This window comes from Mycobacterium gallinarum (assembly GCF_010726765.1).
GTDB lineage: Bacteria > Actinomycetota > Actinomycetes > Mycobacteriales > Mycobacteriaceae > Mycobacterium > Mycobacterium gallinarum.
This window is the reverse complement of the sequence record NZ_AP022601.1, coordinates 1,636,568-1,658,346: the sequence shown is the minus strand read 5'-3', so window position 1 is coordinate 1,658,346 and position 21,779 is coordinate 1,636,568. Positions and strand designations below refer to the sequence as shown.

Below are 21,779 nucleotides of genomic sequence, written 5' to 3'. Positions count from 1 at the left end.
CTGAGTCCGTTTTCGATTTGGCTGTATAAGTTCAATTTGCCCGATAGAGTCGGCGCTGGGTTTATAGAGCAGCCGGGAGGTGCCGATGCCCAACAATGCTGTCGTGTTCGACGGCGTTGCTGGACCTTGCCCTGCGCACCGCATTCCGCCCCCCGTTCAGATTCGCCGATCAGCAATGAGTGCCGGCATGTCCGGCCGACGAAGGGACCCTTGATGAGTACTGCAGCAGAGCGGGCGGCTCAACTCGAACTGACGTCCCGACTCAAATCGGCGTACCCGGAACTTCCCGATGCGCCGACCCCGGACATGCTCGACCACGGCCGGATCACCGCGTACCTCAAGCCCGTCCACGACGTCGGCGGCGAGCCGGACGCGCCGATGAAGTACGAAAACAAGCAGTACGAGCTCTGGGAACACATGACGTACGTCATCTGCGAGGTGCTGGGCTGGCGCGGTATCTGGCTGTCGGAGGAGAGACGGCGCATCGGCAACGTCGACGTCGGGCGCGCGGAATATCTGGGCCTGCCCTACTACGGCCGCTGGTTGCTCGCTGTCGCTCGCGTTCTGGTGGAGAAGCACCACATCGGGCTGACCGAGTTGAGCGAGCGGATGGCCGAGGTCCAACAGCGCTACGCGGGCGGGCTCGAGGGCAAGACGCTGGAGGCCAAACCGAAGTCCGAGGGCGACGGATCGCACGTCAAGCGCAACCAGCACGCCGAAGAGGCGAACGGGAAGGGCGATCCGCAGTGCTATTCCGGTCAGGCCGGGACGCCCAGGTTCAAGGTCGGTGATCCGGTCGTGGTGCGCGAACTCCCGGTGATCTTCTACACCCGCACCCCTGAATACGTGCGCGGTGCGACCGGCGAAATCGAGGCCGTCGCTTACGAGAGCCCGGCCGCCGAGGACGAAACCTGGGATCGTCCCGCAAAGCCGGAGTGGTTTTACGTCGTGAAGTTCAACATGGCCGACCTCTGGTACGGCTACACCGGAACCGACAACGACGTCATATCCACCGAGATTCCCGAACACTGGCTCGACGCCGCCAAATAGACTCTGACAGAAGGGATTCGATTTGTCTGACCACGGTCACGACCACGACCACGATCACGACCGGACCGTCGCGCCGATGGTCGACGAGATCACGGACTTCGAGGTTCTGGAGATCGCCCTGCGCGAACTGTGCATCGAGAAGGGCATCTTCACGGCCGAGGAGCACCGCTTGATGACCGAGTTCGCCGAGCAGATCGGCCCGACTCCGGCTGCGCGTCTGGTCGCCAGGGCGTGGCTTGACCCGAAGTTCAAGGAGCTCGCTCTCGCGGAGCCGATGACGGCGAGCAAGGAGGTCGGCGTCGATTGGTTGCACCCCACCGGATGGGGGACACCGAGCGACTTCACCGCGTTCCAGATCCTCGCGGACACCCCCACGGTGCACAACGTGATCGTCTGCGCGTTGTGCTCCTGCTACCCGAGACCGATCCTCGGCAACTCACCCGAGTGGTACCGCACACCGAATTACCGTCGGCGCCTTGTCCGCTGGCCGCGGCAGGTGCTCGCCGAGTTCGGGCTTTATCTGCCCGACGAGGTGACGGTCCATGTGCAGGACTCCAACCAGAAGCACCGATTCATGGTGATGCCCCTGCAGCCCGAGGGCACCGAGGACTGGACCGAGGATCAGCTCGTCGAGATAATCACCCGGGACTGCCTGATCGGGGTGGCGCTGCCGAAGGCGGGGGTCACGACCAACATGATCGTCGACACCCGTCCCGCGATTCATCCGGGCAACGCCGGATGAACGCCGCCGACGGTCCCGCGTCCATCGAGTCCTCCCGCATCGCGCCACTGGAGGAAATCGTCGAGCGCGATCAGGTCTGGTCCCGAATGGCCGCCAAGTGGGGCGTCGAAAATCCTGTGCCACCGTGGAAGTCGAGCTTGGACGGCATGTGCGACGCTTTGGACCGGGCCTCGTGTGACGAGAACATCCCTGATTTCAAGCAGCGCCGCGACGAGGAGGACGAGCTATCGGCGACGCTGTACTCCAACCTGCCGTATCCCGAGAACCAGCTGATGTCGCTGGCGCATTCTCTGGTGAGCCGAGGCGTCATCGACGAGGCCGAACTCGAGCAGCGGCTGGCGAGCATCCGGGCGAGGCTGGAAGCCTGACCACGTCCTCGCGGTAGGTTCGACCGGTGGAAAAGATGATCATCGCGCTCCGGCGCGCGGATGCGGATGACGCATGGTGCACGAGGATGCGGACCGACGTCGCGGCGGACCTGCTCGAGCTCGGATTGCCTGGGCTGGCCGTCAATGTGCGCGACGGTGTCGTGCGCAACTCACTCATGACGTTGACGACCCTCGAGCCGCCGGTCGTCGGGTTCGTCACCCTGTGGGCGCATCAGTCGTACGCCGAGCCGGTGATCGCGGCGTTGTCCCGGCTGGCATCCGAGGCGGACGAGGTTGCCGCTTACCTCGTCACCGAATCGGTGCCGTTGCCGCCGCCCGCCACCGCCGAAGGAGCGCGCACGGACGGCTTCGCGAACATCGCGCTACTGCGCAGGCCCGAGGACTTGGACGAGGCGACCTGGCTGCGGCGCTGGCACATCGACCACACACCGGTGGCCATCGAAACGCAGTCCACGTTCGGCTACACCCAGAACGCGGTGGTGCGCGCCTTGACTCCGGACGCCCCGCCGATCGACGCGATCGTCGAAGAGCTCTTCCCCGAAGCGGCTGTCACCGATCTGCACGCGTTCTTCGGCGCTCCCGGCGACGCCGAGCTGAGCCGCCGGATGGACCGAATGGTGGCCAGTACCTCGGCATTCGGGGCGAACCGCAACGTCGACACCGTGCCGACGAGCCGCTACGTTTACCGAACGCCGTTCGTCACCGACAACCGGATCGGGTGAGGTCAGATGCCCACACTGGAGGAAGCCTTCGCCCTTGCGGCCGACGACAGCGGCCTCGCTGTGGTCGCGACCGTGCGCGCCGACGCCACGGTCCAGGCGTCACTGGTCAACGTCGGTGTGCTGACCCATCCCGCGACGGGGCAGCCGGCCCTGGGCTTCGTCACCTACGGAAAAGTGAAACTGGCGAACCTGCGCGCACGTCCACAACTGGCGGTCACGTTCCGAAAGGGATGGCAGTGGGCCACCGTCGAAGGCACAGCGGAGTTGGCGGGTCCCGACGACCCTCAGCCGTGGCTGGCCGATTCCGAGCAGCTTCGTCTGCTGTTGCGTGAGGTGTTCACCGCCGCCAGTGGCACACACGACGATTGGGACGAATACGACCGGGTGATGGCCGAGCAGCGCCGCACGGTCGTCCTTATCGCACCCGCCCGGGTGTACAGCAACGGCTAGCGCATACGCTGCTGGCGTGATTCTCGAGATTGTCGACGACCAGCGGGTGCGGACCCTGACGCTCAATCGGCCCGACGTCCTCAACGCGTTCAACGAGGAGCTGTACTTCGCCACCGCGACCGCGCTGAACGAGGCCGCCGCCGATCCGGAAGTCGCCGTGGTGTTGCTGACGGGCGCCGGGCGGGCGTTCAGCGCCGGCAACGACCTCAACGAAATGCAGAGGCGCATCACCGATCCCGAGTTCAACGAGAAGGGCAGCCACTTCTCGACGATGATCGAGGCGCTCGCCGACTTCCCCAAACCGTTGATCATTGCGGTCAACGGAGTGGGGGTGGGCATCGGCGCGACGATCCTCGGTTACGCGGATCTGGCGTTCATGTCCTCGGCCGCACGCCTGAAGACCCCCTTCACCAGCCTCGGCGTGGCGCCGGAAGCGGCGTCGTCGTACCTGTTGCCACGGTTGATGGGCCGGCAGAACGCCGCATGGCTGCTGCTGTCCTCGGAATGGGTCGGTGCCGAGGAGGCGCGGGCGATGGGGCTGGTCTGGAAGGTCTGCGAGTCCGACGATCTGTTACCAGAGGCACGCCGTCATGCCGAAATCCTTGCCTCCCGGCCGATTTCGAGTCTCATGGCCGTCAAGCAGACGATCATCGCGCCGACCCGCGAGGGCATCGCCGCGGCGACGGAAAGAGAGAACGGGCACTTCGCGGTCCTGATGGGCGCGGCCGCCAATGCCGCCGCCCTGGCGGATTTCACCGGCAAGGGTCAGTAGGCGCCTGCCGAAACCCGTCAGGGTCGTTCACAGCTGAAATCTCTTCTGTCACTTTGGTTTCTGTTGTCCAGCCTGGGTTGGGTTGTCGGTGGTCGAATGTATGTTCGAATGATGTTGGCGACTCCGGTGCAGGTGGCGATGGCCGCGCTGCGGTCCGCCCACGAGTCGCTGGCCGGCTGCGACCTGGACATGCTCACCCACCGCGAACTGCTCGACGTGCTCGACGAGCTGGAGACGCTGACCTGTCAACTACCTACGCAGTGGCATCGTGCGCTGGCCCGGCTACAGACCGAAACGACGCCCAAGGAGTTGGGCGCCAAGAACTGGAAAGACGTGCTGCGGATCCGGTGGCGGATCTCAGCGACCGAGGCCAACCGCCGCCTGGCCGAAGCCGAGGTGCTCGGGCCGCGGCGGGCGTTGACCGGTCAACCGTTGGCGCCGGTGCTCGCGGCGACCGCCGCTGCCCAAGCCGCCGGGCAGATCACCGGCGAGCATGTGGACAAGATCCGCGACGCCATGGGACGCCTTCCCGGGTTCGTGGATGCCGCCACACGCGAACAGATCGAACAAGACTTGGTGCGTATCGCGGTCGGTGTCGGGCCCTACGAACTGGGCAGGGCCGCCACCACCATGCTGTTCCTCTTGGATCAGGACGGCCCGGCACCCGATGACACCGAACGACAGCGCAAGCGCGGTCTCATTTGTGGCCCGCAGGGCCGTGACGGCATGGTCTCCATCAAAGGCGACCTGACGCCGGAAGCGTGGGCAGTGCTCGAACCCATCTTCGCCAAATGGGGCGCACGCGGCATGTGCAACCCCGACGACGACACCCCGTGCATCAGCGGCACCCCCTCACAGGAGCAGATCGACACCGATCACCGCACCCTGGCCCAACGCCAACACGACGCCCTGCTCGCCCTGGGCCGCAACGCGTTGGAATCCGGCGAGTTGGGTCAGCACAACGGGCTACCGACCTCGATCATCATCCGCACCACCCTCCAAGACCTCGAGTCCCGCGCGGGCGTGGGCACCACCGGCGGCGGCAGCCTCATACCGATCACAGACGTGATCCGCCTGGCCGCCCACGCCCACCACTGGCTGGCGGTCTTCGACAAATCCACCGGACAAGCCCTCGACCTGTTCCGCGCGCGACGCACCGCCTCCCCCGCCCAACGCATCATGCTGATCGCCCGTGACGGGGGCTGCACCAAACCCTGCTGCGCGGTCCCGGCCTACGGCGCCCAGGTGCATCACGCACTGCAGGATTGGGCCGACGGCGGCCACACCAACATCAACGAGATGACCCTGGCGTGCGGCCCGGATAACCGCCTCGTCGACAAGGACAACGGCTGGACCACCACCATCAACAACCACGGCGACGCCGAATGGCACCCACCACCAGGCCTCGACACCGGCCAAACCCGCATCAACTACCACCACCGCCCCGAACTACTCCTCCGACCACCAGACGACGACGGAAACAACGAACGCGGACCGTAAGGGCCTACCGGCTCAGCGTTCTTTTCGCGCAGCCGTTCTTCGACGGGCAGCCGGCGACATCGTGATGGGTGGCGATGATGGCGCGCAATGTACGGCGGCATCGGCCGCAGTCGCCTCCGGCGCCGCAGGCTTCGGTGATCTGCTTGGACGTGCAGGCGCCGTTGGCGACGAGCTGGTCGACGTCGTGGCTCGTCACTCCCATGCACAGGCATACGAACATCGGCGGCTCAGCTCTGCTCGTCGATGCTCATGAGGTGGGCGAATCTGCCCACGAACTGGGTGGGGTAGGGCCCGAGGCCCGCATTCGACATCCATTCGGCGGCAGCATCCGGATGATCGATCCATTGCCGAGCCGCGGTCTCGTCCTCGATTTCTTGCAGGATCATCACTTCCTGTCCGTCGTCGAGCGCGCGATAAACCCAGATCTTGCGTACTCCGCCGCGTTTGAAGCGGTCGAGTCCGTCGTGCACCTTGACCATCAGTGCAGAGACGTCTTCGACCGAGGACATGACGCCGACAACGACCCGGCCGACATGTTCGTCGGCTGACGGCGGGTACAGATCGATCTTTTCGACGACCTCGCCACCGAAGATCGGTGGAATGTCGTCGGCACCCGAAATGTTGAACCACTCGAAAATTTCGGGTGACCGCAGTACATCCCGCATCGAACGGACGTGCCGAATACCAATGGTCACCAATACTCGGTTTTGTTCCCATATCGATGTGTAGAGAACGACATGATGGGCTCCGATAGCGGCGAGTCCGTCGGAATGCTTCTTCAGCCACGTCCACATGCGATCGACGTCATCGACGCGGAAATCGCAAGCGAGAATGAGTGAGTGCAGATCGAAATCACTCATTCCCATTCCCTATCCATAGGCTAGGCTTGCAAGCGTTAGCGCAGTCTAACCTTACTTAGCCTAGGCAGTCCAGAGTAGGTACCTGATCTGCGCCCCGTCGGTGTCCCGATCGTTCGCGATCACCCCGAAAACACGCCCAGGGCAACGATAAAGATGCGCCAATACACATTTCCTGCACTAGATTGGGTATGGCACCACCCACAGCGACAACTGCCAGCCCTCAAGTTGCCTAGGAGCGATGATGCAAGGGGATCCCGACGTTCTGAAATTGCTCAACGAGCAACTGACGAGCGAATTGACCGCCATTAACCAGTATTTCTTGCATTCGAAGATGCAGGCGAATTGGGGATTCACCGAGCTTGCTGAATATACGCGCAAAGAGTCGTTCGAAGAAATGCAGCATGCCGAGTCGATCACCGACCGAATTCTGCTTCTTGACGGCCTGCCGAACTATCAGCGGCTGTTCTCGCTGCGAATTGGTCAGACATTGCGTGAACAATTCGAGGCCGACCTGGCCATCGAATACGAGGTGATAGGGCGGCTGAGGCCGGGCATCATCATGTGCCGCGAGAAGGAGGACGCCACCTCAGCGAACCTCTTGGAGGGCATCCTGGCCAACGAAGAGGAGCACATCGACTACCTCGAAACCCAGCTCCAGTTGATGGACAAGCTCGGCGTCGAGCTGTACTCGGCCCAGTGCGTATCCCGGCCGCCAACCAGCGCATAGCCAACGCACATTCGTCGCCAGTCCCCAACTCATGGGGCCCATCGTGACGCCTGATCTTCCGTGGGTGGCGTAACTTTCATAGCCTGTCTAACGATAGGTCTGATGGGTACGCCACCGAAGGAAGGCAGGTATGACGAGCACGCGAACGGACGCGGCTGCCGCAGATTGTGAATCTCCCAGCGCGCTGATCAGCCCTCAGCGTCGCAACATCATCTTTGTTGCGGTGCTGCTCGGCATGTTGATGGCGGCCCTGGATCAGACCATCGTGGCCACCGCGCTGCCGACCGTCGTCGCTGACCTCGGGGGAGCGGGCCACCAGTCCTGGGTGGTGACCAGTTACCTATTGGCCTCCACGATCGCCACCGCGATCGTCGGAAAGCTCGGCGATCTGTTCGGCCGCAAGGCCGTCTTCCAGGTGGCGGTCCTGTTCTTCCTCGCCGGATCCGTCCTCTGTGGGCTCGCGGGCTCGATGACGATGCTGGTCGCATCGCGCACACTGCAGGGCATCGGTGGTGGCGCGATGATGGTCACGGCGATGGCTGTTATCGGCGAAGTCATCCCGTTGCGCGAACGAGGTCGCTATCAGGGCGCGCTCGGTGCCGTGTTCGGAGTCACCACCGTCATCGGCCCGCTACTCGGCGGGTTCTTCACCGATCACCTCAGCTGGCGATGGGCGTTCTGGATCAATGTGCCGATCGCGCTTCTCGTGATCGTGGTCGGAACCCTGGCCATCCCGTCGTTGGCCAAGGCCGGCAGGGCGGTCATCGACTACGCGGGCATTCTGTTCATCGGTGTGGCCGCGTCCGGCCTGACGCTGGCCACCAGCTGGGGCGGCAGCACCTACGCCTGGTCGTCTCCGATGATCATCAGCCTCTTCGTCGGTTCCGCACTCGCACTGGCAATCTTCGTCTGGGTGGAATCCCATGTCGCAGAGCCGATTCTGCCGATCCGTCTGTTCGCCAGCCCGGTATTCACGGTGTGCTGCATCCTCGGCTTCATCGTCGGATTCGCGATGCTGGGTGCACTGACATTCCTGCCCACGTTCATGCAATTCGTCAACGGCGTCTCGGCGACCGAGTCGGGTATGCGCACCCTGCCGATGGTGGCGGGGATGCTGATCATGTCCATCGGAAGCGGGCAGATCATCGGCCGCACCGGCCGGTACAAGGTGTTCCCCGTCGTGGGCACCGCCACCATGGCGGTGGGGTTCGCGCTGCTGTCACAGATGGGGGCTGCCACACCGCTGTGGCAGCAGTCGGTGTCGCTGTTCATCCTCGGCGCAGGTATCGGTCTGTGTATGCAGGTTCTGATTCTCGTCGTCCAGAACACCTCCAGCTTTGCCGACCTCGGTGTGGCAACGTCCGGGGTCACGTTCTTCCGGACGATCGGAAGCTCTTTCGGCGCAGCGATCTTCGGCTCGCTGTTCGCCAACTTCCTTGCCGGCAAGATCCCGGCTGCGCTGGTGGCCAGCGGGGCGCCCGCCAGGGCTGCGGATTCCCCGCAGGCACTGCACGCGCTGTCGCCGGAGATGGCCGCACCGATCGTCGACGCATATGCGGACTCGCTCGGCACTGTGTTCCTCTGTGGGGTACCCGTCGCAGTTGTCGGCTTCGTGGTTTCGCTCTTCCTCAAAGAGGTGCGACTGCGCGAAATCGAAACCGTATCGGCGAGCGACCTCGGTGAGGGTTTCGGGATGCCGAGCACCGAGTCGCCCGAGAAGATCCTCGAAGTGGCCATCGGGCGGATCTTCCGCGACTCGCCCGAGATTCGGCTACGCAGTCTCGCCCAACTCCCCGGGTGCAATCTCGACGTCACCCAGATGTGGGCACTGCTCCAGATCTATCGGCAGAACCAGGTGTTCGGTACGGCCACGCTGACCGACATCGCCGAACGTCTGCGGGTGCCCCACGAGGTCATCGAGCCCACCTTCGACGGGCTGATCCGCGACGGACTGGTGCTGGGAGGCGGCGGCAGGCTGTGGCTGACACAGGCCGGAATGAAGCAGGTCGACGCGATATCCGGGCTCATCGTAGGACGCATCGTCGACAAATTGGCCACGTCATCCTCGTTCGAAGGACGGCCCGACGGTGATCAGGTCGAGGCGGCGCTCGAACGAATCGCGCATCGTATGCTCGTGCAGCGGAACTGGACTGAGGACCGCGGCGAACTGGACGCAGCCCGCAGCCGCGCAAGCTAGGTTGCGCGTCCTTCGCTCATCAGCCGCGGCGCAGGGCTACCGCCGTGACGTCGTCACCGTCGAGCATCTCGTCCGCATTCGCACACAGGTAGTCCACGACCGCCTGCGGGCCCGTCCCATTGCCATCGGCGCACTGCGAGATGGCGTCCTCGAGTCCCTCGATCGAACCGCCCCATAGGTCGAGCACACCGTCGCTGACGAGCAGGATCATGTCCCCCGGCGCCAGGCGGTCGGAGAGTTCCTGCCAGTGGTCGTCCAATCCCATGGGCATGTCGTTGGACGCCAGGCGCTCGATGCGGCCGGACCGGGTGCGGATGACGAAGTGCAACCCATGACCCGCGTCGGCGAACAGGAAGTCGCCAGAGTCCATGTCGACCCGGACATAGGACAGCGTGACGAACGCGCTGATCCGGCGCAGATCGCCCTCGAGGATGCCTGCTGCACCGTTGACCACAGTCGATGGGGTCGCTGCGGGATCGTTGGAGCGCAGCGCCGTGCGAGTCGCCGCGGCGAGCATTCCCGCGTCCATGCCCTTACCCATGACGTCGCCGAGGCTCAGCACGATGGAGGGTTGACGCACGCGCACGTCGTAGAAGTCCCCGCCGACTTGTCGGGCCGGGCTGGTGAACGTGCCGAAGGTCCAACCTGGCGTTGCGGGCAAGGCGCCCGGTACCAGTGCACGTTGCACCTCGACGGCCCGGTTCATCTCCGCCAGCTCGAGCTGACGTAACCGCTCCGATTCGGTGACGTCGTGGAAGTGCAGGACGAACTCGGTCCCTTCGGGCTTCTCGCCGATGACGGCGATACTCACCTGCAGACTGCGCCCGTCGGTCAGCCGCATCGTCAGCCGCGCGTTGTCGTCACCATCGAGAGAATCGGCGGCGGTCGAAAGCTCGGCCATGCCGTCCGAACCCATAAGCAGGTCAAGGTTCGTGATGCCCTCCCGCAGCCCGGGCAGCAGGTCGCGTGCTGAGGGGTTGGCGCGCTCGACAATCCACTGGGTGGACGCACGGAATACCAGCAGTTTCCCGGCCACCGAGGAGTTGAAGCTCTTGCGGAACAACTCCTCGCTCTCGTAGAGCTCGGCTCGTGCTGCCTGCGAGGTCTGGAGCTCGTCGACGATGCGCCGCCGCATGTCGTTTACATCCTGTGCGATCCCCCGAATATCGCTGGGACCCTCGACCGGGATCGTCGCGGCGAAATCACCCTTAGCGATCCGCCGGCATGCCGCCGCGACGCCGGCCACAGGCCGGGTGACTGCGCGGCGCACCAAGAGGGTCAGCGCCAGCGCGGTGCCCACCAGCGCGACCAACACAATGATCAGCACCTGGTTCAGCCATGACTCAAACTGCTGCAACTGGGCGCGGGCGTCGTTTCTCGCCGAAACGAGGTTTTCATTTTGTCTGTCGAACAGGGCGCGCAGATTGTCGAACTGGGCCTTGCCGCGGTCGGCCTCCGTGGTGCTGAGCGGGTAGGGCTCACCAGGTGACACGCGTGCGATCAACGGTTCGGCGTAGCTGGTGCGCCATTGCTCGGCCGCTGTTTCGATCGCGTCCAGATCGGCAAGCAGGTCGTCGTTACCCGTCAGGCGTTCGCGCACCCGAGCGGCGGCGGCCTGTTCGGCCTGCTGACCCTCGACGTACGGCTCGAGGAATCGGCGGTCGCCGGTGATGACGTAGCCGCGCACACCGGTCTCCTGGTCACGCAGTCCCGCTTGCATCTGAAAGGCGGTGGCACGTGCGGGCGATGTTATGTCCACCAGTTGGCGAATTGCAGCGTCGGTGCGGTATTGCAGCACCGCGATGGACGCCGAACCGCAGAGGACGACCACACCCATCACGCACAACACGACCATCAACCACCCCTGTACGGTCAGCCGCGAGTACATGCGCCGCCGACGCGAGTTCGCGGCGTCGGCATCAGCGGAGGCGGGAGCGCTCACCGCGCGCGGCTCACCCTGCACGGCGTAAGGCCACCGCGGTGACGTCGTCGCCATCCAGTAATTCGCCGGCGTTCGCACACAAGTAGTCGACGGCCTCCTGTGGGCCCGTCCCAGTCCCGTTGGCGCACTGCGCGATTGCGTTCTCGAGTCCGTCAAGCGAACCGCCCCACAGCTCGAGCACTCCGTCACTGACGAGCAGGATCATGTCCCCCGGGGCGAGGCGGCCGGAGAGTTCGCGCCATTGGTCGCCCAATCCAACGGGCATGTCGTCGGACGACAGCCTTTCAACCCGGCCAGATCTGGTCCGGAGGACATAATGCAAGCCGTGACCCGCGTCTGCGAACCGGAAGTCGCCGGAGTCGATGTCCACCTGTACGTAGGCAAGCGTGACGAATGCACTGACGCGACGCAGATCGCCTTCGAGAATGCCGGCCGCATGCGTGACGACCGCCGACGGAGTCATACCGGGATCGTGGGACCGGAGCGCGGTGCGAGTCGCGGCGGCGAGCATTCCCGCGTCCATGCCCTTACCCATGACATCGCCGAGGCTGAGCACGATGGAAGGTTGATGCACGCGCACGTCGTAGAAATCGCCACCGATCTGTTTGGCCGGGCTGGTGGACGTGCCGAACGTCCAGCCCGGCGTCTCGGGGAGTTTGCCAGGCAGCAGTGCACGTTGAACTTCGGCAGCCCGGTTCAGTTCCTCCTGCTCCAGCTGACGTAGCCGCTCCGATTCAGTGACGTCGTGGAAGTGCACGACGAACTGGGTCCCTTCAGTCGTCTCGCCGATCACGGCGATACTCACGTTGAGGCTGCGCCCGTCGTCGAGCTGCACGACGATACGGGCGTTGTCGCCGACAAGGGAATCGGCGGCTTGCGAGAGTTTGCCAACGGCATCCCGACCCATCAAGGTGTCAAGGCTCCTGATGCCACCTTGCAGTCCGGGCAGCAGAGCCCGTGCGGAGGGGTTGGCACGCTCGACAATCCATTGATCGGCCGTCCGGATGCCCATGAGCTTGCCGGCGACCGACGAGTTGAAGCTCTTGCGGAACAACTCCTCGCTCTCGTGTAGCCGCGATGACATCTCCCGCTCGGATCCCACCAGAAGGGACAGCGTGAGCAAGACCGCGACTATCGATAACTGATAGGCCTGTAGTAAGGCAACTCCCGTCGGCCCACCTAGCTGATCGAATGCGAATGGGCCCAAACCGTTCACGCTGCCGTGCGATGCAATACTCGCAACTCCGATGAGGACGAGGGACAGCTGCAGGGTCGACAGTCGAAGCGCCGCGGCCACCAAGGACGGAAAGGTCAGAAACGCCAACGGCAGTAGCGTGTCGTCGAATATGAATACACCGGTGGCGGTTCCCAGCGTCCAGATGACGTGGCCCACCGTTTCGGCGTAGCCCGCCCGTTGTATCCGGTAAGTCGGCGCCATGAGCAGCGGAGTGAGAAGCGCCATTCCCGCAACATGCTTGAGCACAGCGGTCTGGAGCGTTTCCACGGCCCCGGCCGGATACCCGAGCAGATAAAAGGCGGCGGAGGCCAGTACGCCGTAGAGCGTCGCCGACACCAGTGCGATCGCCAGAAACCTGGCCAGATCGCTCGGAGTGAACAGTTGCGGTCGGCGGTCCTGGCGACCGCGAAGGAGTAGTGTGCCGACAATCATCTCGACGGCTAGGGCCGCGGTCAACGCGGCAGCGAGGGGTGCAGGCCGTCCCAACCACACCAAGATCGGCAACGATACGGCCGCAACTGCCAGCGCAAGCATCCAGGTGTACCGTCGCCGAAAACAGATGCCCAGGCCCAGAGCGATGCCCGAGGCCGGCGACCATGGCGGCGTCAACAGGCCCGACGGTTGGAGCTTCAGGGTGATCGCTGTCACCACGGCCAAAGCGAGCAGCATGACGATGATGAATACGGCGTCGGGAATCTGCCACCTGGCAATGCGGAAAGGCGGTGTGTCCGACCCATGACCAGCGTGCGATAAGCGTGGGCTCGACGTGACCTGGTCAGACAATTCAGCCGTGCCCGTCACAGGAAGTCGCGCATCCTCATCCGGATCGACGCCGAGTCAGCGTCCAGTGATTGCCCTTCTGATCGCGCCAGTAGGACAGCTCGTCGAGTACGCGATGCGCGAGTGCCAGTCCGCGGCCGCTTTCGGAGGCCTCGTCGGCCATGGTTATCCGGGTCAGGTCGACCTCCGCGGGATGGCCGTCGTCGGTGAAGGTGACGGCCACGCTTTCCGGGCGCACGTCAACCACCATGCGCAATCGCACTGGCCGCCCGTCACCTGAGTACGCGATGATGTTCGTACCGATCTCACTGACCGCGAGTTCTATGCACATCTTGGTGTGCTCGGAAACTTCTTCTTCCGCCCACGCCAGTTCGAGTGTCTGCTGGATCTCCGCCAGCGTGTCGGGACCGGTCAGGGCCTCCATGGCGTGCTCACTCATTCGAAAGCGCTGTCCGCCGACGCATAGGTACGCAAGACCCGGTCAAGGTTGCTCAACTCCAGCACGGTGCAAACCTGCTGTGTGGGAGCCGCAATGCGCAAGTCGCCACCCGCATTCCGCGCAATCTTCAGGGCCGCGATCAACGCGCCCAAACCGGACGAATCAATGAATTCCGTGGCGCTGAGATCGACGACGATTCGACTCACGCCACCATCAACGATGTCATTGAGCTGTTTTCGTAGCGCGGGGGCAGCCACCATGTTCAGCCTCCCGGTCGGCTGCACCACGACGACACCCGACTCCGTTGTCCGAGTGGAAAAGTCGCTCATCTTTCCTCCTTCTTCGTCGTAACCGTCGTGGCACCACCCCTGGGACCAGAACCAACGGCTAGACAAAGCCCTCGTGTAGCTTGCCACGTGCGCTCGGTATTGGGATCAAAGCGCGAAAACACACCGGTGCGCGTCACATCGATGGCATCGCGGATTGGAGATTCCGCTCTTCGCCCCAGAAAAGTCCCGGCGACTTACGCTTACACCTGTGGGGGACGCGACGCCGTCAAACGGGTGGCAGGCTGCGACGGGGCTGTCCGATGCTGAAAAGCGAGAACTCAAAGAGGGACTGATAGCGGCTGTTGTCGGCGTCGGGGTGGACGACGCTGCTTCCCAGTTGTTGATTCAACGACTTTCGACCAACCCCGACGCGCTGGAACCCGTAATTCAGCTTTCGCTGAGTGACCCGGCGCGCCTGGCCGCGCTACACAGCACGGGCCTGCTGGACACGCCTGAGAGCGGCGCCCTCGACACCGTCGCGCTGTTGACGGCAGAAGCGCTTGCAACGCCGTTCGCCGCGGTGTCGCTGCTCGACGACAGCAGGGAACTGATCATCGGGCGCAACGTCGTTCACGGTGACGGCGAAAGGGTGCGCCCGGCCAAACTGTCAATCGGCACGTTCACCGTGGTAAGCGGCATCCCGTTCATTGTCGAGGACGCCACCGCGCACCCGCTGCTGGCAAACCATCCGCTCGTGCTCAGCGGTGAGGTCGGGGCGTACGCGGGTGTTCCGATCTTCAGCGACGACGACGACGCGGTCGGTTCGCTCTTCAGTTGGGATACCCGGCCGCTGAACTGGTCGGGCGGTCAGATCCTCGTCCTGCAGGACATGGCCGACCTTGCGAGCGCGAAGATATTTCGCCGACCGATATGACGAAATCGCCAACAATCCTGGAGGCGCCCGACGAACCCACCGATCGGCAGCACCCAGGTGTGCGCGAGACGAACAACGCACTCGCCGGGCTGGTTCGTGTCGGCTGGATCGGCACGGTCATCGCGGTGTCCATCGACATTCTGGCTGCTTCAGCGGCCGTCGCCATAGGTTTGTGGTGGTCATCGGTATCGGAGAGCCTTCCCCCGTCCTCGTGGGTGGTCGCCCTGTTCGTACCCCTTGTCGTGGTGCTGTTCGCCGTGCAATCCCTGTATCGACACAAACTGAACCGAAACTTCATCGACGAGGTCGGACCGATCGAGACCAACGTCGCACTGGCGTCCATCCTGGTGCTCGGCATCACGACTCTCGCCCAAGCGCCGCAGCTCTCCGGACCCGTGGTTTCCAAGACGTGGTTTTGTGCCGCCGTCCTGATGCCGATACCGCGCTTCATCCATTCGCGGATTCAGAAGCGAATGAGGCTCAATCGCCGCTTCATGGCACCCACCCTCATCATCGGGAGCGGGGAAGTCGCCAACCGAATCGTCGAACGGTTGCGCGCCCGCCCCGAGTACGGCCTGCTACCGGTCGGCCTCCTCGATGCCGAGAATTCCGCTGCGACAGCGGCGGCAGATACGGATGTTCCGATCATCGGACCCCCGGAAAAGATCGGCGCAGCGATAGAGAGCACCGGGGCAGCGGCCGTCCTCATCGCCTTCTCGCGGGTGAGCGACGAATCCCTTACCCGCGTTGTTCGGATCGCGCACCGACACAAAGCGCGGGTGTGGGTGGTGCCCCGCATGTTCGACGCGGTCGCCGAGCGGGCGACGGTCGATCATCTCGGCGGCCTGCCGTTGATGTCGCTGCCGAGCGCCGACCCGCACGGCTGGCAGTTCAACGCGAAACACGTGATCGATCGCGTCGGGGCAGCCCTGGGACTGCTCGCGATCTCACCAGTGCTCATAACGCTGGCCGTGTTGGTTCGGCTGAGCTCACCGGGACCGATCTTCTACAAACAGGATCGGATCGGTCGCGACGGACGGGTCTTCCAGTGCCTGAAGTTCCGCTCGATGCGGCCGGCCACAGCTTCAGACGGTGACTTCGAACTGAAGTCGCGTTCGGCTCCTGGTGGCGTCGAAGGCGACGACAGACGGACGGGCATCGGCAAGATCATGCGGTCGACATCGCTGGACGAGTTACCCCAACTGATCAACGTGCTCAAGGGAGAGATGAGCCTGGTCGGTCCGCGTCCAGAACGACCGCAGTTCGTCGAGTTCTTCGAAATCCAGATTCACCGCTACGGCGAACGTCACCGCGTTAAGGCCGGCATGACCGGCTGGGCGCAGGTGCACGGGCTGCGCGGCCAGACCTCGATCGCAGACCGGGTGGAATGGGACAACTACTACATCGAGAACTGGTCACTCGCGCTTGATCTCAAGATCCTCTTGCTGACCGTGCCGGCTGTCTTGCGTGGTTCGGAATAGGGCGGAAAACTAGAACGTGTTCCAATTCGGGGCGGTTCCGGCGTACCATGCCGTCATGAGCCGAATTGGACCCTTTGCCGACGACGACGCCGCAGCCTGGGTGGTGAAGTCACCCGATATCGGCGTCGCCATGGCCGGATTCACCAACGCGGTCTACAACAAGAACCGCCTCCCGATGCGTGTCCGCGAGTTGGCCCGGATGGTCATCGCGCTCGACAACGAATGCGTGGTGTGCCAGAACACCCGCGACTCCGAAGGCATCGCCGCCGGGGTCGACGAGGAGCTCTACGACCATGCCGCCGAGTGGCGAACGTGGCCCGGCTACAGCCCGCAGGAGCGGATCGCCGCCGAGTTCGCCGAGCGATTCGCCAGCGACCACACCGGATTGCGTGACGACGAGGATTTCTGGGAGCGCGCGAGCGAGCACTTCTCCGACGAGCTGCTCACCGACCTCGCGCTGTCGTGTGCGATGTGGCTCGGCATGGGCAGGATGCTGCGCACGCTGGACATCGGCCAAACCTGCAAGATCACGCTGTAGCCGACGCGGCACCCCGCACAATGGCGTAATGACGTCGCGCGCCGCAAAACCTCTCGCCGCAGCCGCCATCGCCCAACTCGAGGCCGACGGTGTCGCCACGTTGATCGGCACCGTCGTGAACCCGGCCGGCCTCACCCACGCCAAGACCGTTCCGCTGCGCCGGATGGGTGCGTTCGCCGATCCCGGACTCGGCGCGAGCCCTGTCTTTCACGTTTTCGCCATCGACCAGACCGGAATCGTGTTCGGCGACGCCATCGGGGTGGTGGGGGACCAGCGCATCCGGATCGACCTCGGCGCGTTGCGCATCCTCGGAGACGGGTTGTGTTGGGCGCCGGGCGCTTTCTTCAACCAGGACGGTTCACCGGATCCCTATTGCAGCCGCGGCACCCTGAGCAGGGTTTCCGACCGTATCACCGAGGCCGGCATCGACACGGTGGTCGGACACGAGATGGAGTTCGTCCTCGTCGGACCGGACGGCAGCGAGCTTCCGTCGCACCTGTGGGCGCAATACGGGCTTGCCGGTGTGCTCGAGTTCGAAGGTTTCGTCCGCGACGTCACCAACGCCGCGACGAACTCCGGCATCACGATCGAACAGTTCCACCCCGAGTACGGCAGGAATCAGTTCGAGATCTCCTTGTCCCCACAGCCGCCGGTGGCCGCGGCCGACGCGCTGGTGATGACGCGCATCATCATCGGCCGGGTCGCCCGGAAGTACGGGCTGCGGGTCAGTCTCTCGCCGGTGCCCTTCGCGGGCAGCGTCGGATCTGGTTCCCATCAACACTTCTCGATGAAGCGAGACGATGTTCCGCTGTTCTCCGGCGGTTCAGGTGCTGCCGGGATGACACCGGAGGGCGAGAGCGCGGTCGCCGGGTTGCTTGCCGGTCTGCCCGAAGCGCAGGGCATCCTGTGCGGCTCAGTGCTGTCCGGATTGCGTATGCAGCCCGGCCACTGGTCGGGTGCGCACGTCTGCTGGGGAACCGAGAACCGCGAAGCAGCAGTCCGTTTCCTCATCGGCGGCCCGAGCAACCCACAGGGGGCGAACGTGGAGGTCAAGATCATCGACCCGTCGGCCAATCCTTACCTGGCGACCGCCGCGATGCTCGGTCTCGCGTTCGACGGCATCGAGCGAGAGCTCACGGCGCCGCCCGAGGTCACCGTCGACCCCGACTCGTTGACCGACGCCGAACGCGACAAGGGAGAAATCCGACTACTGGCGCGCGACCAGGCCGAGGCGATCGACATGCTCGACCAATCCGCCTTGCTACGAGGGATTCTCGGTGACGAACCGGTGGACGCCGTGGTCGCGGTGCGACGTTACGAGCAGCAGAATTACGGCGACCTGACGCCCGAGGAGCTGGCCGAGAAGTTCCGTCTGGCCTGGAGTGTGTGAGCGCGTGTGACCCGACTGGCCGAACACATCGACGGCGTGTCGCTGATCGACCACCACGTGCATGGCTGCCGGTTGGCGCCGGTTGACCGCCGCCGGTTCGAGGACAGTCTCAACGAGGCAAACACCGAACCGCTGGCCGACTTCGATTCCGCCTTCGACACCCAACTCGGGTTCGCGGTTCGCGCCCACTGCGCACCACTGTTGGGGCTGCCGCGCCACGCCGACGCCGATTCGTACTGGCGGGCGCGTCGCGAACGCTCCGAAGCCGATCTCGCGCAACTGTTCCTGTCATCGGCCAGGGTGTCCGACTGGCTGGTCGATACCGGCTTCTCCGCCGGGGTCGCCGATCTGGCAGAGCTGACCGATTTGTCGGTGGGCCGGGTGCACGAGATCGTCCGGCTGGAGTCGGTGGCCGAACGGGCAGTCCACGCGGGCGGCGATTATGCGACGGCGTTCGCCGAGATCCTGCACGAGCGAGCAGCCACGGCGGTGGCGACAAAGTCGATCCTGGCGTACCGCGGCGGGTTCGCCGGTGACCTCTCGGAGCCTCCCGCCGCCGAGGTCGCCAAGGCGGCCCAGCGGTGGCGCGACAGCGGGCAGGCGCGCCTGACCGACCGCGTTCTGTTGCGGTTCGGCTTGTATCAGGGGCTGCGACTGGGAAAGCCGATCCAATTCCATGTCGGCTTCGGCGATCGGGACTGCGACCTGCACACCACCAACCCGTTGTACCTTTTGGATTTCCTGCGGCACAGCGAAGACGTGCCGATCATGCTGTTGCACTGCTACCCCTACGAACGCGAGGCCGGCTATCTGGCGCAGGCGTTCAACAACGTCTACCTCGACGGCGGGCTGGCCATCAACTATCTGGGCGCACGGTCGCCGGCGTTCATCGGCAGACTGGTGGAAATGGCACCGTTCCGCAAGATTCTCTATTCATCGGACGGCTTCGGCCCGGCCGAGTTGCACTATCTCGGAGCACGGTTGTGGCGCAATGGAATCCGCGATGTGTTCCAGGGTTTCGTCGACACCGGCGAATGGAGCGAGTCTGACGCTGTGCGCGTCGTGGACCTGATGGCCCGGGGTAATGCCGAGCGCGTCTACGCGCTCGGCTGACTCGTCAGATCAGACCGGTCGCATCGAACATCGGCACGGTGTATGCCGCCGTCACATCCTCGAGCCAGGTCGCGGGCGCGGTGTTGGTCAGCCCGCCCATGTCCCAGTAGTCCTTCCACACCGTGATTTTGCCGTCGTGGACCTTGTGCACGGTGACAAACCTCAGCAGCGCGGTCTCTCCGCTGACCCACTTCCAGGTTTCGGAGTGCTCGTACAGGACGTCGTCGCCATTGCTGACCAGAACGCCGTCATGATTCTCATACGATGCCAACGGCTCGAGTCCGACCTTGAGCTTCGCGATGATGTTCTCGGGTCCTCGAGTGGAAAGCGCCGGCCCTAGGGGCATATCGCAGTAGATGCAGTCGTCAGAAAGGAAGGTCGTCAAGAGCTCCCAGTCGCGCGCCGACAGGGCCTTCCACATGCCCAGCACCGTATCCTCAACTGACACTTGACAACTCCGATTCTTGAATCGCCTGGGCCGGCGCCTTGTGCGCGGCCCGCAGAAATCGTCCGGTGCGCTGCGCGCCTACGACGTCCGTCGGCTCGCCATCGAGGAACACGGCGCGGCCGGCGACGAAGACCGCGCGTACGGTGTCGTCATTGCGGTTGACCATCCGGGACAGGCCGCCGTACTGCTCGACCGGTGACTCGGCGTAGGCCTGCAGCGATTCGTCCAACCGCTCCGGGTCGATCACGACGATGTCGGCGCGGTCGCCCATGCGCAGATGGCCGGCGTCGATGCGGTACCAGTCGGCGAGTTCGCCCGTCAGGCGGTGCACCGCCTGCTCCACCGTCATGAAGGGACTACCGGCCTGCTGCGCTTCGTGGACGTGACGCAGGAGGCGCAGATTCATGTTGTAGAAGGCCATATTGCGCAGATGCGCACCCGCATCGGAGAAACCCATTTGGATGCCGGGATCCCGCGCCAGCTTCTTGAGCACCTCGGGCCGGTGATTGGAGATCGTCGTGCGCCAGCGCAGCGCCGTCCCGTGCTCGAGCACCAGGTCGAGGAACGCGTCGACGGGGTGCAGGCCGCCGCGATCGAGGCCCACTTGGCCGAACGACTTGCCGACCACCGACTCGTCGGGGCACGCGACGATCTCGGCGTCGAAGAAGTCGCGCTGCCACACCCGCATCCCGAACTTGCTCTCGTACTGCTTGCGGAACTCTCGGCGGTACGCCTCGTCGCGCAGCAGCTCGTTGCGTTCGACCTCGTCGCGAAGGTGCAGCGCCGCCGCGCCCGCGCCGAACTCCTCGAAGACCACCAGATCGATGCCGTCGGCGTACACCTCGAAAGGCACCGGCAGATGCTGCCAACGGAAGTTGCCGCCGAGCCGGTTGACCAACCGCGCCAGCGGGCCGAGCAGCTTGATCGCGTACGGGTTCGACTTCACGTCGGCCGCCGACAGCAGGCTGGTCTTCAGCGGATTGCGGAAGATGCCCAGCGACTGGAAGACCTGCGAACCCAGGTTCAGCGGGTTCTCGATGTCGGGTCCGGACTGCAGCACCCGACCGGTCCGGCGCAGTTTCGACTTGAGGCGACGCAGTTCCCGCGGCCTGGCGTACGTTGACGGCAGCGTGCGGGACCGGCAGACCTCGCCGTCGAGCTTGTCGAAAAGCAGTTGCTGAGAGGACATTCCGACGAAGCCGGCGCGTAACGCCTCGTCGAGCCACTGCTCCATCTGGGCTTGTTCGCGTCTGGTCGGCCGTTGCCGCTTCTGGGTGGCGCGGTCCAGCCCCATAGTCGCGGCGCGCATATCGGAGTGACCGATGAACGCGGCGACGTTGGGTCCGAGCGGGCGCGCCTCCAGCGCCGCGATGTACTCCTCGCAGTTCGTCCAGGTCTTGTGGGTGTCGACGGCGCCGATCACGTGTTCGCGCGGGATCGCCTCGACGCGGCCGAAGATGTCTCCGGCGTCCACGCCGTCGACGTGCACGGTGGACAGTGAGCAGGATCCGAGCATCACCGTGGTCACGCCGTGTCGCAGTGACTCGGTCAAAGCTGGGCCGACCAGAACCTCCACGTCGTAGTGGGTGTGAATGTCGAGCATGCCGGGCAGCACCCACTGGCCAGTCGCATCGATAACTCGTCGGCAATCCGTCTCGTCGAGGTCGGCGGTGCTGATCGCCGCGACGTGACCGTTGCGGATGCCGATGTTGCGCACGGCCGATGGCGCGCCGGAGCCGTCGAACCAGCGGCCGTTGTTGATGATCGTGTCAAAACTCACCACGTCATAGAACAGTGCG

The 21,779-nt window shown here is 64.4% G+C and carries 22 protein-coding genes; 14 read left to right on the top strand and 8 right to left on the bottom strand.

Translation table 11 applies throughout. The features are described from left to right. The first annotated feature begins 213 nt into the window (after positions 1-213). From G6N42_RS08255 to G6N42_RS08225, 7 genes are all read left to right on the top strand, one after another. Positions 214-1,050: an SH3-like domain-containing protein gene (locus G6N42_RS08255; protein ID WP_163728373.1), complete on the top strand. Its 837-nt coding sequence runs from the start codon at positions 214-216 to the stop codon at positions 1,048-1,050. Positions 1,051-1,126: 76 nt separating this feature from the next. Beyond that, complete coding sequence (scnC, locus tag G6N42_RS08250) at positions 1,127-1,792, top strand: thiocyanate hydrolase subunit gamma (protein ID WP_163737175.1); 666 nt, start codon at positions 1,127-1,129, stop codon at positions 1,790-1,792. Further along, complete coding sequence (locus G6N42_RS08245; protein WP_163728368.1) at positions 1,789-2,160, top strand: thiocyanate hydrolase; 372 nt, start codon at positions 1,789-1,791, stop codon at positions 2,158-2,160. Before scnC ends, G6N42_RS08245 begins: the two co-directional genes overlap by 4 nt. 26 nt (positions 2,161-2,186) lie before the next feature. Further along, positions 2,187-2,903 carry an EthD domain-containing protein gene (locus G6N42_RS08240; protein WP_163728366.1) on the top strand — a complete coding sequence of 239 codons (717 nt, stop codon included), beginning with the start codon at positions 2,187-2,189 and terminating at the stop codon, positions 2,901-2,903. Between the two features lie 6 nt (positions 2,904-2,909). Continuing rightward, positions 2,910-3,353 (top strand): TIGR03618 family F420-dependent PPOX class oxidoreductase, encoded by a 444-nt coding sequence (locus G6N42_RS08235; RefSeq protein WP_163728363.1) that lies wholly within the window; start codon positions 2,910-2,912, stop codon positions 3,351-3,353. 16 nt (positions 3,354-3,369) lie between these two features. Beyond that, positions 3,370-4,125: an enoyl-CoA hydratase/isomerase family protein gene (locus G6N42_RS08230; protein ID WP_163728361.1), complete on the top strand. Its 756-nt coding sequence runs from the start codon at positions 3,370-3,372 to the stop codon at positions 4,123-4,125. Between the two features lie 96 nt (positions 4,126-4,221). Next, positions 4,222-5,625 carry an HNH endonuclease signature motif containing protein gene (locus G6N42_RS08225; RefSeq protein WP_163728359.1) on the top strand — a complete coding sequence of 468 codons (1,404 nt, stop codon included), beginning with the start codon at positions 4,222-4,224 and terminating at the stop codon, positions 5,623-5,625. 4 nt (positions 5,626-5,629) lie between these two features. Here G6N42_RS08225 and G6N42_RS08220 read toward each other — a convergent pair whose 3' ends face one another. Together G6N42_RS08220 and G6N42_RS08215 are read right to left on the bottom strand one after the other, a co-directional pair. Beyond that, on the bottom strand, positions 5,630-5,845 hold the full coding sequence (locus tag G6N42_RS08220) for a (2Fe-2S)-binding protein (RefSeq protein WP_163685172.1): 216 nt from the start codon (positions 5,843-5,845) through the stop codon (positions 5,630-5,632). 7 nt (positions 5,846-5,852) lie between these two features. Further along, positions 5,853-6,485 (bottom strand): fatty-acid--CoA ligase, encoded by a 633-nt coding sequence (locus tag G6N42_RS08215; RefSeq protein ID WP_163728357.1) that lies wholly within the window; start codon positions 6,483-6,485, stop codon positions 5,853-5,855. 241 nt (positions 6,486-6,726) lie between these two features. On the opposite strand from G6N42_RS08215, the gene bfr reads away from it, so the two are divergent. Together bfr and G6N42_RS08205 are read left to right on the top strand one after the other, a co-directional pair. After that, positions 6,727-7,212, top strand: a complete 486-nt coding sequence (bfr, locus tag G6N42_RS08210) for a bacterioferritin (protein WP_163728355.1) — start codon at positions 6,727-6,729, stop codon at positions 7,210-7,212. Positions 7,213-7,342: 130 nt separating this feature from the next. Further along, positions 7,343-9,409, top strand: a complete 2,067-nt coding sequence (locus G6N42_RS08205) for an MDR family MFS transporter (RefSeq protein ID WP_163728354.1) — start codon at positions 7,343-7,345, stop codon at positions 9,407-9,409. 19 nt (positions 9,410-9,428) lie between these two features. On the opposite strand, the gene G6N42_RS08200 is transcribed toward G6N42_RS08205, so the two are convergent. The 4 genes from G6N42_RS08200 to G6N42_RS08185 form a co-directional block, all read right to left on the bottom strand. Next, positions 9,429-11,429 (bottom strand): CHASE3 domain-containing protein, encoded by a 2,001-nt coding sequence (locus G6N42_RS08200; protein WP_163728352.1) that lies wholly within the window; start codon positions 11,427-11,429, stop codon positions 9,429-9,431. Then, a complete protein-coding gene (locus G6N42_RS08195; protein ID WP_163728350.1) occupies positions 11,362-13,257 on the bottom strand; it encodes a SpoIIE family protein phosphatase in 1,896 nt (631 codons plus the stop codon). The genes G6N42_RS08200 and G6N42_RS08195 overlap by 68 nt, the downstream gene beginning before the upstream one ends. A gap of 148 nt (positions 13,258-13,405) precedes the next feature. Then, complete coding sequence (locus tag G6N42_RS08190) at positions 13,406-13,807, bottom strand: ATP-binding protein (RefSeq protein WP_163728348.1); 402 nt, start codon at positions 13,805-13,807, stop codon at positions 13,406-13,408. Continuing rightward, entirely contained in the window at positions 13,804-14,136 is a 333-nt protein-coding gene (locus tag G6N42_RS08185) for an STAS domain-containing protein (RefSeq protein ID WP_163737172.1), read from the bottom strand. Before G6N42_RS08185 ends, G6N42_RS08190 begins: the two co-directional genes overlap by 4 nt. Before the next feature lie 208 nt (positions 14,137-14,344). Here G6N42_RS08185 and G6N42_RS08180 point away from each other — a divergent pair, with 208 nt between their 5' ends. Genes G6N42_RS08180 through G6N42_RS08160 form a run of 5 tightly spaced genes read left to right on the top strand, consistent with a single transcriptional unit; the run spans position 14,345 to position 19,532 of the window. Continuing rightward, a complete protein-coding gene (locus G6N42_RS08180; RefSeq protein ID WP_163728346.1) occupies positions 14,345-15,010 on the top strand; it encodes a GAF domain-containing protein in 666 nt (221 codons plus the stop codon). Then, on the top strand, positions 15,007-16,491 hold the full coding sequence (locus tag G6N42_RS08175) for a sugar transferase (RefSeq protein ID WP_163728344.1): 1,485 nt from the start codon (positions 15,007-15,009) through the stop codon (positions 16,489-16,491). The genes G6N42_RS08180 and G6N42_RS08175 overlap by 4 nt, the downstream gene beginning before the upstream one ends. 55 nt (positions 16,492-16,546) lie before the next feature. After that, on the top strand, positions 16,547-17,029 hold the full coding sequence (locus G6N42_RS08170; RefSeq protein WP_163728342.1) for a carboxymuconolactone decarboxylase family protein: 483 nt from the start codon (positions 16,547-16,549) through the stop codon (positions 17,027-17,029). Positions 17,030-17,057: 28 nt separating this feature from the next. Continuing rightward, the gene (locus G6N42_RS08165; RefSeq protein WP_163728340.1) at positions 17,058-18,419 is read left to right on the top strand and encodes a type I glutamate--ammonia ligase; all 1,362 of its coding nucleotides are present in this window, start codon (positions 17,058-17,060) and stop codon (positions 18,417-18,419) included. A 6-nt stretch (positions 18,420-18,425) separates the two neighbouring features. Beyond that, a complete protein-coding gene (locus tag G6N42_RS08160) occupies positions 18,426-19,532 on the top strand; it encodes an amidohydrolase family protein (RefSeq protein ID WP_163728338.1) in 1,107 nt (368 codons plus the stop codon). A gap of 4 nt (positions 19,533-19,536) precedes the next feature. On the opposite strand, the gene G6N42_RS08155 is transcribed toward G6N42_RS08160, so the two are convergent. Further along, positions 19,537-19,980 (bottom strand): nuclear transport factor 2 family protein, encoded by a 444-nt coding sequence (locus tag G6N42_RS08155; RefSeq protein WP_163728336.1) that lies wholly within the window; start codon positions 19,978-19,980, stop codon positions 19,537-19,539. Next, positions 19,970-21,760, bottom strand: coding sequence for an N-acyl-D-amino-acid deacylase family protein (locus tag G6N42_RS08150; RefSeq protein WP_174262034.1), 1,791 nt, complete (start codon positions 21,758-21,760; stop codon positions 19,970-19,972). The genes G6N42_RS08155 and G6N42_RS08150 overlap by 11 nt, the downstream gene beginning before the upstream one ends. Between the last annotated feature and the right edge of the window lie 19 nt (positions 21,761-21,779).